Source organism: Endozoicomonas sp. ONNA2 (assembly GCF_024606365.1).
Classification (GTDB): Bacteria; Pseudomonadota; Gammaproteobacteria; order Pseudomonadales; family Endozoicomonadaceae; genus Endozoicomonas.
In genome coordinates this window covers 1-10,377 of the sequence record NZ_JAHHPO010000857.1, presented here as the reverse complement: position 1 = coordinate 10,377, position 10,377 = coordinate 1, and the positions used below count along the sequence as shown (strand labels likewise).

General features: G+C 48.6%; 10 protein-coding genes. 7 read left to right on the top strand and 3 right to left on the bottom strand.

Annotated elements, in window-relative coordinates; all coding sequences use genetic code 11:
- The first annotated feature begins 202 nt into the window (after nucleotides 1-202).
- From aat to infA, 3 genes are all read left to right on the top strand, one after another.
- Nucleotides 203-919, top strand: a complete 717-nt coding sequence (aat, locus tag KDK14_RS15225; RefSeq protein WP_257266024.1) for a leucyl/phenylalanyl-tRNA--protein transferase — start codon at nucleotides 203-205, stop codon at nucleotides 917-919.
- Nucleotides 919-1,626 carry an arginyltransferase gene (locus tag KDK14_RS15220; RefSeq protein WP_257266023.1) on the top strand — a complete coding sequence of 236 codons (708 nt, stop codon included), beginning with the start codon at nucleotides 919-921 and terminating at the stop codon, nucleotides 1,624-1,626. Before aat ends, KDK14_RS15220 begins: the two co-directional genes overlap by 1 nt.
- A gap of 102 nt (nucleotides 1,627-1,728) precedes the next feature.
- Entirely contained in the window at nucleotides 1,729-1,947 is a 219-nt protein-coding gene (infA, locus tag KDK14_RS15215) for a translation initiation factor IF-1 (RefSeq protein WP_020583463.1), read from the top strand.
- Nucleotides 1,948-1,982: 35 nt separating this feature from the next.
- Here infA and clpA read toward each other — a convergent pair whose 3' ends face one another.
- From clpA to icd, 3 genes are all read right to left on the bottom strand, one after another.
- Nucleotides 1,983-4,289: an ATP-dependent Clp protease ATP-binding subunit ClpA gene (clpA, locus tag KDK14_RS15210; RefSeq protein WP_257266022.1), complete on the bottom strand. Its 2,307-nt coding sequence runs from the start codon at nucleotides 4,287-4,289 to the stop codon at nucleotides 1,983-1,985.
- Nucleotides 4,290-4,309: 20 nt separating this feature from the next.
- Nucleotides 4,310-4,666 carry an ATP-dependent Clp protease adapter ClpS gene (gene clpS, locus KDK14_RS15205; protein WP_257266021.1) on the bottom strand — a complete coding sequence of 119 codons (357 nt, stop codon included), beginning with the start codon at nucleotides 4,664-4,666 and terminating at the stop codon, nucleotides 4,310-4,312.
- 410 nt (nucleotides 4,667-5,076) lie between these two features.
- Nucleotides 5,077-6,333, bottom strand: a complete 1,257-nt coding sequence (gene icd, locus KDK14_RS15200) for an NADP-dependent isocitrate dehydrogenase (protein WP_257266020.1) — start codon at nucleotides 6,331-6,333, stop codon at nucleotides 5,077-5,079.
- A gap of 287 nt (nucleotides 6,334-6,620) precedes the next feature.
- Between icd and mnmA the strand changes: the two genes are divergently transcribed.
- From mnmA to KDK14_RS15180, 4 genes are all read left to right on the top strand, one after another.
- Complete coding sequence (gene mnmA / locus KDK14_RS15195; protein WP_373691091.1) at nucleotides 6,621-7,727, top strand: tRNA 2-thiouridine(34) synthase MnmA; 1,107 nt, start codon at nucleotides 6,621-6,623, stop codon at nucleotides 7,725-7,727.
- A 57-nt stretch (nucleotides 7,728-7,784) separates the two neighbouring features.
- Complete coding sequence (hflD, locus tag KDK14_RS15190; RefSeq protein WP_257266018.1) at nucleotides 7,785-8,396, top strand: high frequency lysogenization protein HflD; 612 nt, start codon at nucleotides 7,785-7,787, stop codon at nucleotides 8,394-8,396.
- 164 nt (nucleotides 8,397-8,560) lie between these two features.
- Nucleotides 8,561-9,931 carry an adenylosuccinate lyase gene (gene purB / locus KDK14_RS15185; RefSeq protein ID WP_257266017.1) on the top strand — a complete coding sequence of 457 codons (1,371 nt, stop codon included), beginning with the start codon at nucleotides 8,561-8,563 and terminating at the stop codon, nucleotides 9,929-9,931.
- A 171-nt stretch (nucleotides 9,932-10,102) separates the two neighbouring features.
- Nucleotides 10,103-10,377 (top strand): hypothetical protein (locus KDK14_RS15180; protein WP_257266016.1); only part of this gene is annotated, 275 nt, incomplete at its 3' end.

The following is a 10,377-nucleotide window of genomic DNA, read 5'->3' as shown; positions in this document are numbered from 1 at the left end:
TGGAAAGACTTATCTGAGAAATGAACAGTTAACTGTAAATAATCATAAGATTCCATTACCAAATTGCAACTATATTCAATATGGCAAAGCTGCAAATTCATGGGCTAAACCCAGTTTATAAGGTATTCTGTCTGCCCAGAGCAGTCAAGCATGATACCACACCAATTCACTCAAACAGCATGACAACACAGCGCTTTGGATAATGCCTGACACAATATCACTTTTGCCTGATCATGTTACCAGCTTTCCTCCCATCGAGCATGCGTTCAAGCAGCCCGATGGGCTTTTGGCCATTGGGGGTAATCTTGAGGTTGACACATTGGTAATGGCTTATCGCCATGGTATTTTTCCATGGTTTAATGAGGGCGATCCTATTTTATGGTGGTCACCATCCCCACGAATGGTGTTGAAACCGGGAGAGCTTTATTTATCCCGCTCATTGCGAAAACTGCTGCGAAAAAGTCTCTACCAAGTCACTTTTGATCACGATTTTCCTGCTGTTATAGCGGCCTGTGCAAGTATCCGCAGAGACTCGAAAGGAACGTGGATTACTAATGAAATGATAGATGCCTACACTGCTTTGCATGATGCCGGGCATGCACATTCTATCGAGGTCTGGCAAGAAGGCAGGCTTGTTGGAGGACTATACGGGGTAGCCCAAGGTCGAATATTTTTCGCGGAATCCATGTTCAGCAGGGAAAGCAATACCTCCAAAATTGCCATGACTGCCCTTTCTCAACAACTTTTAGCCTGGCAGTTTGGACTGATTGACTGTCAGGTCTATTCGGATCATCTAAACTCTCTTGGAGCCAGGTTGATATCAAGACCCCGGTTTCTGGATTATCTGGACCGCTATTGCTTACAGACATCTTCCTGTGCAGACTGGAAACAGGAATGGCAATGGAATGACCTTCGGTAATGAGCCAATATAAGAATCTCAAATTTTATGCTACACAGCCCCATGAATGCAGTTACCTGCCAGAAGAGCAGGCAACCACACTATTTTTGGACCCGGAAACTCCACTGGGCAAAGAGTTATGTAGTGACTTGGCCGATATTGGGTTTCGACGAAGTGGCCAACATATTTACCGTCCCCACTGCAGCCGTTGCAGGGCCTGTATACCGGCGAGAATACCCGTAGATGCATTTCAAATGAGAAGAGCGCAGCGAAAGACCTGGAATCGCAATTCTACGCTCATGGTTGCCAAAGTTTCTGCAGATTTTCAGGATGAGCATTACCTGCTCTATGAAAAGTATATCAATCAATGTCATCAGGATGGTGACATGTATCCTGCAACTATCGAACAGTACACAACTTTTCTGGTTGAAAGCACCGAATTTTCCTCATTTTATGAATTCCGCCTGGACGGACAATTGCTTGCAGTATCGGTTGTGGATCATTTACGAAGCAGTCTTTCAGCAATTTACACCTTTTACGACCCTGGGTTTTCGCAACGAAGTCTTGGTCGTTATTGTATTTTATGGCTCATAGCTGAGGCCAGAAAACTGAACTTGCCCTACCTTCACTTGGGGTATTGGATCCGAAACTGCCAGAAAATGAATTATAAACTCGAATACCGTCCTGTGGAGCTTTTTATCAGCCAGAAATGGCAGCAATTGAAATAATACGACTGACAATAATGGGTGCTTTGCTTTACAAATTGTTTTCAGGCAGAATGCCAAACAAATTTAACCAAGCCGTACCAACCCCTCTGAGGTAGTTATTTAATGGCAAAAGAAGAAAGTCTGGAAATGGAGGGTGTCGTTATTGATACACTCCCAAATACCATGTTTCGTGTTGAGCTGGAAAATGGCCATGTTGTCACCGCGCATATTTCCGGGAAAATGCGCAAGAACTACATCCGAATTCTGACTGGCGATCGGGTAAAAGTAGAGCTGACGCCATACGACTTGACTAAAGGCCGTATCACTTACCGCTCTCGCTAACAGCGGTGCTCACCTCTGAGCACCGCCTGCTATCTTCAACCTGGTTCACCATCAATTGCCTCCAGATCTGAAGCACGGCTTTTGGCTGCCTCAAACTTAAGGTGCAACTCTCCCTTGCGAACAGTCACTTTCACATTACCGCCATGCTCAGCAAGCTTGCCAAACAGAATTTGTTCCGCCATAGGCTTTTTCAAGTGTTCCTGAATAACCCGACCCATAGGCCTTGCTCCCATTTGGCGATCAAAACCTTTCTCTGCCAGCCAGGAGCGGGCCTTGTCATCAACATCCAGTTGCACGCGCTTTTCATCCAGCTGTGCCTGAAGTTCAGTAAGGAATTTATCAACCACGTGCTTGATAATTTCATCATTGAGCGCGACAAAGGGAATAATGGCGTCCAGACGATTTCTGAATTCAGGTGTGAAGGTTTTCTTAATGGCCTCATTGCCATCAGTGGTATGATCCTGCTCAAGAAAGCCCATCGAGCTTCTGGTCATGTTTTCAGCACCGGCATTGGTGGTCATAATCAGAATCACATTCCTGAAATCAGCCTTACGACCATTGTTGTCTGTGAGAGTGCCATGATCCATAACCTGCAGTAGCAGGTTGAAAACATCGGAGTGCCCTTTTTCTATTTCGTCCAGCAACAGTACGCAATGAGGCGTTTTATTGATGGCCTCGGTTAACAGGCCACCCTGATCAAACCCGACATAACCCGGAGGCGCCCCTATAAGACGTGATACCGTGTGAGCTTCCATGTACTCAGACATATCAAAGCGCACAAGTTCAATACCCAAGGCTTTTGCCAGTTGGCGGCAAACCTCTGTCTTACCGACACCGGTCGGCCCGGAAAACAGGAAAGAACCAACGGGTTTTTCTGGTGCCTTGAGGCCTGCCCTTGAAAGCTTGATCGCCGTGGATAACGAAGTGATCGCTTCGTCCTGTCCGAATACCACCATTTTCAGATTACGCTCAAGCTTGCCAAGCAGCTCCTTGTCAGATGAAGATACAGACTTTGGCGGAATTCTGGCCATCTTGGCCACAATGGTTTCCACATCATCAACATCAATAACTTTCTTCCGCTCGGACTCAGGCTGAAGCCTCTGATAGGCACCCGCTTCATCAATAACATCAATGGCTTTATCGGGCATATGACGATCATTGATGTATCGGTCTGCCAGCTCGGCCGCTGCCTTCAGGGCTTCATCCTGGTACTCAATGGTATGATGTTCTTCAAACTTCTTTTTCAGTCCCAGTAGTATCTGGAAGGTGTCGTCAACGTTCGGCTCGACAATATCCACTTTCTGGAATCTTCTTGCCAAGGCCCGATCTTTTTCAAAGATACCGCGAAACTCCTGAAATGTGGTAGAACCAATACAGCGCAGCTCACCAGAAGTCAGCATAGGCTTCAGGAGGTTTGAGGCATCCATCACTCCACCAGATGCAGCACCTGCGCCGATGATGGTATGGATTTCATCGATAAAGAGAATGGCATGATCCAGCTTCTTGAGTTTGCCAAGTAACTGCTTGAATCGCTTCTCAAAATCACCACGATACTTGGTTCCTGCCAAGAGCGAGCCCAAGTCGAGAGAGTAAACAACAGCCTTGGACAAAACCTCCGGCACGTCACCATCAACAATCCGTCGGGCCAGGCCTTCAGCAATGGCCGTTTTCCCAACGCCAGCCTCGCCTACCAGTAAAGGGTTGTTTTTCCGGCGGCGGGTAAGAATCTGACAGACCCGCTCAACTTCCTCAGCCCGACCAACCAGAGGGTCAATTCTGCCGAGACGTGCCTGATCATTCAGATCGGTCGCATAAAGTTTGAGGGGGTTCTTGCTGCCATTACTGCTACTCTCCGGCTCCATTTCATCAGCCAGATCATTACCAAGCTCTTCGAGTTCCTGACCTGGCGTTTTGGAGATACCGTGAGCGATAAAATTAACAACGTCTATGCGAGCCACATCCTGTTGCTTCAGAAAGTAAACAGCCTGACTTTCCTGTTCACTAAAAATAGCGACAAGTACATTGGCACCGGTAACTTCCTTTTTACCGGAGCTTTGCACATGAAAAACAGCTCGCTGCAGCACTCTCTGAAAGCCAAGTGTCGGCTGAGTCTCTCGCTCGTTGTCATCATCGGGTATTAATGGGGTCGTTGAGCTGACAAACTCTGTGAGATCCTGGCGAAGTTTATTAAGATCAATTCCACAGGAAGCCAGAACTCTTACTGCGGACTCATTATCCAGTAAGGCAAGTAAAAGATGCTCTACCGTCATAAATTCATGACGATTATTACGGGCGTCTTTAAATGCATTATTCAGTGTTGCTTCGAGGTCTTTGTTAAGCATATGGTGTAACCTTGAAAACGCTAATCGGCCTTTTCTGTCTTGCACAGCAGGGGATGGTCGTTTTCTCTGGAATATTCATTAACCTGCTGAGCCTTGGTTTCCGCGACATCCTTGCTGTATACACCACAAACGGCTTTTCCCTGGGTATGTACCATCAGCATAATTTGAGTCGCCTTTCCTTCTGGCATACTGAAAAACTTCTCCAGTACCTCAACAACAAAATCCATTGGTGTAAAATCATCATTCAGGAGTAAGACCTGATACATGGGAGGGGGAGCCAGTCTGGTTTTTTCCGGAACGACTGCAACGCCCAGATCACCATCTTGTTCCTCTCCCTCTTTTTGCAAGCTTAGACGAAACAGTTCGAGATTACTCATGGTTTTATGACTGCCAACCTTCAATTTGCAACTTAACTGTCTGGTAACCAACAGCGCACTCATGGAACTGCAAGTATGTACCACTGCCAATCATAAAAGCTGATCATAAAAGCTGATCATAAAAACAACGAGCACAAATTACTGATCGGCACGGCTTACAGACATTTGATGACAGAAGATAAATTAGTGCACACATACCAGGAAATTGACAAATTTGCCGAGATCTATATTCCCCATTCTAAAGATACTTGAGCAAATCACAATGATCGGCCTTCAAAAATTGATCGGATGACTCGCAGCACCAGGAGATACACGTAGATAGTACAATAAAAAGTACAATATAAGGGTCGAAAAGATAGTAAAGCCGAAAATGAATTTCCGGCTTTACTGATGAAAAGTTAACTGAAAACTTACATGTGGTTAATTATTTCATCGGCAAACTCAGAGCACTTGACTAACTTTGCGCCCTCCATCAGTCGCTCAAAATCATAGGTAACGGTCTTGGCTCCGATAGCGCCATCCATACCCTTGATAATGAGATCTGCCGCTTCATTCCAACCCATGTGACGAAGCATCATCTCAGCCGATAGAATAACGGACCCCGGGTTTACCTTATCCTGGCCGGCATACTTTGGAGCAGTACCATGAGTAGCTTCAAAGACGGCAGTCGGCGCACCAATATTGGCACCGGGAGCAATGCCGATACCACCAACCTGCGCAGCAAGGGCATCCGAAATGTAGTCACCATTAAGGTTCAGGGTGGCAATGACATCGTACTCTGCCGGACGAAGGAGAATCTGTTGCAGGAAAGCGTCAGCAATCACATCCTTGATGATAATATCTTCGCCGGTATTCGGGTTTTTGACAGTATGCCATGGACCACCATCCAGAGGCTGGCCGCTGAAGTATTCAACAGCTGTCTGGTAACCCCAATCCTTGAAGGCCCCTTCAGTAAATTTCATGATGTTACCCTTGTGAACCAGGGTGACGGATTTACGGTTATTATCAATGGCAAACTGAATCGCCTGTTTTACCAGACGCTCGGTGCCCTCTTTTGAAACAGGTTTGACCCCAATACCGCAGCCTTGCTCAAACCGGATTTTGGTCACGCCCATTTCGTTGCGCAGGAAGTTGATCAGCTTTTCTGCTTCGGCACTGTCGGCCTGCCACTCAATACCCGCGTAGATGTCTTCTGAGTTTTCACGGAAGATCACCATGTCCGTTTTTTCAGGCTCTTTTACCGGGCTTGGTACTCCCTTGAACCAGCGCACAGGACGAATGCAGGCAAACAGGTCCAGTTCCTGGCGAAGAGCCACATTCAGTGAACGAATACCCCCACCAACCGGCGTTGTCAGAGGGCCTTTAATGCTGACCACATACTCTTTGAGAGCCTCAAGTGTTTCTTCCGGAAGCCAGGTATCGTCATCGTAAACCCGGGTAGCCTTCTCGCCGCAGAAGACTTCCATCCACTCAATTTTACGTTTCCCCTTGTAGGCAGTCTTGACAGCAGCATCAACAACTTTCAGCATGGCTGGTGAAACGTCAGCACCGATACCGTCACCTTCAATATAAGGAATCACTGGGGTATCGGGAACATTCAGGGAGAGGTCTTCGTTGACAGTGATTTTGTCACCGTTGGCAGGCACCTTGATCTTTTGGTATCCCATTATCAACTCCGTTCGCTAATCATCGATTTGGCCAGATGAAAGACTGGTTCAATGCTTCTTGTCGTTATTTAAAGCGTGCAGCCACATCCAGCAGTAATGTCAGTAAGCTGGCCGCACAAAACGCATATACCATATACCATCCTCAGCCAGGAATAAATGACGTTTTGTTACGAAAACAAAAGGGCCATCTGCATTTACCCCTATCAATTTCCAGCAGTATGGCGCTTGTTTACCGGGAAAGGTAAAATGGCACGCTATTTTTTGACAGGTGGCAGTATACCCCAGTGATTAAGCATCCTTCCCAAACCAAAGTGATTGTTGGCATGTCCGGTGGTGTTGACTCGTCCGTATCCGCTTTGCTTCTGCAACAGCAGGGCTACCGGGTGGAAGCGCTTTTTATGAAGAACTGGGAGGAAGATGACGGGTCTGAATACTGCACAGCTATGACCGATCTGGCCGATGCCCAGGCAGTCTGTGACACACTTGGCATTCATTTACATAAAGCTAATTTTGCTGCTGAGTACTGGGAAAATGTCTTTGAACATTTTCTCAATGAATACCAAAATGGCAGGACTCCGAACCCGGATATCCTGTGTAATAAAGAGATCAAATTTAAAGCCTTTCTCGATTACGCATTAACCCTCGGCAGCGATTACATAGCGATGGGGCATTACTGCCGTCGAGTGGATCATGCTGACCATAGCTACCTGGTGAAAGGGTTTGATAATAATAAGGATCAAACCTACTTTGTCCATGGGGTAAGTGAACAACAGATTGCCCGCACGCTCTTTCCAATCGGAGACCTGGAGAAAACCCGGGTCCGACGCATTGCCAAAGAACACGGGCTTGTCACCCATAACAAAAAAGACAGCACGGGTATTTGCTTCATCGGTGAACGCCGCTTCAAGGACTTTTTGCAGCAGTACCTGCCTGCACAGCCTGGTGTTATTGAAACGGAAGATGGCAAGTTGATTGGTGAACACTCGGGATTGATGTACCACACCATTGGCCAGAGGCAGGGCCTGAGGATCGGCGGACAGAAAAATGCCGATGAAGCGCCCTGGTATGTACTGGATAAAGACCTTGAAAGAAATGTGCTGATTGCGGGTCAGGGTAAGGACCACCCCCTACTCTTCTCAGATAGCCTGACCTGCTCCCACATTGACTGGGTTTCAGGAAAGGCGCCGGAGATACCCGGCCAGTTCAAGGCAAAAGTCCGTTACCGTCAGCAGGATCAGGGCTGCACGCTTGACCAGGATGCCAATGGTGATTACCAGGTTATCTTTGACCAGCCGCAAAGAGCAGTGACTCCGGGCCAGTCGGTGGTCTTTTATGATGACCTTTATGGTGAAAATGTCTGTCTTGGCGGCGGTGTTATTGAAACACGGGCTTGACCTTCACGAAACTTGAAAACTTATCAACGACAACGGAAACCCCAGAGAAGAAAATTGGTGCGATATTCTACGAAGGATCAGGTGGCTGCATTATCTGGTGTGTTCCAGGCCGCAGTGTTGGTAGACAAACTGGCAAGGACCGGGCAGCTGAGTGAAGAGGCCCTGGTCCCATCCATCCACAGTATTTTTGTCACCTCCCCCAATGATGTTGCCGAGGTTTATGGTGGTTTCGACCGTCTTGCCATGGGAAGAAAAACCCTGGAGTCCGTGTTAGCCAGGGACAGCTCTGCCATTCAGGGGAATGTTATCCGCTATGCGCTGGCCCTGATTCACATTGAGAAAAAACTGAGTCGTAACCAAAAGATGCCAGGCATCATTGGCGAGCGGCTCAATAGAACCAAAGAACAGGTGGATCATTTTGGCATGCTGCATGACAACGTGATTGCCAGCCTGGCCAGCATCTACCTGGATACCATCAGCACCTTTAAGACCCGGATACAGGTGTCGGGTGATATGCGCTACCTGCAGAACCCGGTTAACGCCAACCGGATCAGGGCCATCCTTCTGGCAGGTATTCGTTCTGCTACCCTCTGGCGCCAGTGTGGTGGCAGTCGCTGGCACCTGTTCATCAGCCGAGGCAAGTTACTTGATGGCCTGAAGCGTCTGTAATGGCTGAATATCAACGGTGCCTGGCCCATCCTCTGCAATGGAAAATCGCCTCTGATCTCACCCCTGATCCGCAATCTGATTGAGGCCAGCCTGGCAATGAATAGAATCAGACAGGGGTATCCGTTATCATGCGCCCTTTTCTCCCCGAGATTAAGGCATAAAACATGGAGCTGAATGCACTGACCGCCGTCTCTCCCATTGATGGACGTTATGGTGACAAGACCCAATCCCTGAGAACCATTTTCAGTGAGTATGGGCTGATCCGTTTTCGGGTGGCGGTGGAGGTTCGCTGGTTGCAGTCTCTGGCCAGCCATCCTGCCATTACCGAGGTTCCACCACTGTCTGAATCAGCCAGCCAGCTGTTGAATGAGCTGTTCACTGGTTTTTCCATGAATGAAGCTGAACGGGTGAAAGCAATTGAACGCACCACCAATCACGATGTGAAAGCGGTGGAATACCTGATCAAGGAGCGCTTCCAGGGTCATGAAGAGCTGTCAGCGATCAGTGAGTTTGTCCATTTTGCCTGCACCTCGGAAGATATCAATAACCTCGCCCATGGCCTGATGCTGAAAACCGGCATGGCCGAGGCCGTCCTGCCGCAGATGCGCAAAATAATCTCGGCCATTGAACAACTGGCCATAATCCATGCCGCCCAGCCCATGCTATCCAGAACCCATGGCCAGACCGCCTCCCCGACCACCCTGGGTAAAGAGATGGCCAATGTGGCGTACCGCCTGAAGCGTCAGCTTAAACAAATCGAAGGCATTGTCCCCATGGGAAAAATCAATGGCGCTGTCGGCAACTACAATGCCCATCTGTTGGCCTACCCGGAAGTGAGCTGGGCGGAACATGCCGAACAGTTTGTCACCAGCCTGGGTCTGGAGTGGAACCCCTACACAACACAAATCGAACCCCACGACTACATTGCTGAGCTTTACGATGCCATCTGCCGCTTCAACACCATTCTGATCGACTTTGACCGGGATATCTGGGGTTACATCTCACTGGGGTATTTCAGGCAGAAGACCGTTGCCGGCGAGGTGGGCTCTTCAACCATGCCCCACAAGGTCAACCCCATTGATTTTGAAAACTCGGAAGGCAACCTGGGCATCGCCAACGCCATTATGCAGCACCTGGCCACTAAATTGCCGGTTTCCCGCTGGCAGCGGGACCTGACGGACTCCACCGTGTTGCGCAATATGGGCGTTGGTCTGGGCCAGAGTCTGATTGCCTATGCCGCGACCCTTAAGGGCATTGGCAAACTGGAAGCCTCCCCTGCCCGCCTTGGGCAGGACCTTGATAATGCCTGGGAAGTACTGGCCGAGCCCATTCAAACCGTCATGCGCCGCTACGGTATCGAACAACCTTATGAAAAGCTCAAGGCATTGACCCGTGGTCAGGAAGGCATCAGCCAGGCGACCCTGGCAACATTCATTGATGGCCTGGCGCTTCCCGCTGATGTGAAGGCCGGGCTGAAAGCGCTGACCCCGGCCACTTATATTGGTGATGCGGTAGAGCAGGCTCTGGCAATTTAACTGAGGAATACCGACAGGGATTTGGTAAAAAGGAGGGACAATACCGCAAATCATAAGGTGATTATCCGTCAGTCCCGGATGATCACCACAAAAACCGATCAAATCATCTGAACTATTTCTTCTGTCTTCAAAAGATCGCCGGAATGTCTAATATGTTATGCTAAAACTCCCATGGATAAGCGTGCTTACAGTGAGGAGCCGATGACGTATTGCTCATTCGGCCACACATACCATGTCCGTTTCATTACAGAATATTACACCCTGAACCCTGATCATGCTCCCCGTAAAAACCCGGACTTAAAGTGCTTTTCATGCTTCAATCCAATGCCGTCAAGCATGCCCGTATGGGATGGCGAGGCCTTTATTTGCCCGATCCGCAAAAGCGAGCTGGATGCCTACACCTTACGTTGGTGCCCCCATGACTTTCTCCCATCAGTATTCCAGGA

What these genes read in the sequence shown, in the direction of transcription:
- aat (WP_257266024.1), top strand. Translation starts at nt 203, where the DNA reads ATGCCTGACACAATATCACTTTTGCCTGATCATGTTACCAGCTTTCCT.
- KDK14_RS15220 (WP_257266023.1), top strand. Translation starts at nt 919, where the DNA reads ATGAGCCAATATAAGAATCTCAAATTTTATGCTACACAGCCCCATGAA.
- infA (WP_020583463.1), top strand. Translation starts at nt 1,729, where the DNA reads ATGGCAAAAGAAGAAAGTCTGGAAATGGAGGGTGTCGTTATTGATACA.
- clpA (WP_257266022.1), bottom strand. Translation starts at nt 4,289, where the DNA reads ATGCTTAACAAAGACCTCGAAGCAACACTGAATAATGCATTTAAAGAC.
- clpS (WP_257266021.1), bottom strand. Translation starts at nt 4,666, where the DNA reads ATGAGTAATCTCGAACTGTTTCGTCTAAGCTTGCAAAAAGAGGGAGAG.
- icd (WP_257266020.1), bottom strand. Translation starts at nt 6,333, where the DNA reads ATGGGATACCAAAAGATCAAGGTGCCTGCCAACGGTGACAAAATCACT.
- purB (WP_257266017.1), top strand. Translation starts at nt 8,561, where the DNA reads ATGGAGCTGAATGCACTGACCGCCGTCTCTCCCATTGATGGACGTTAT.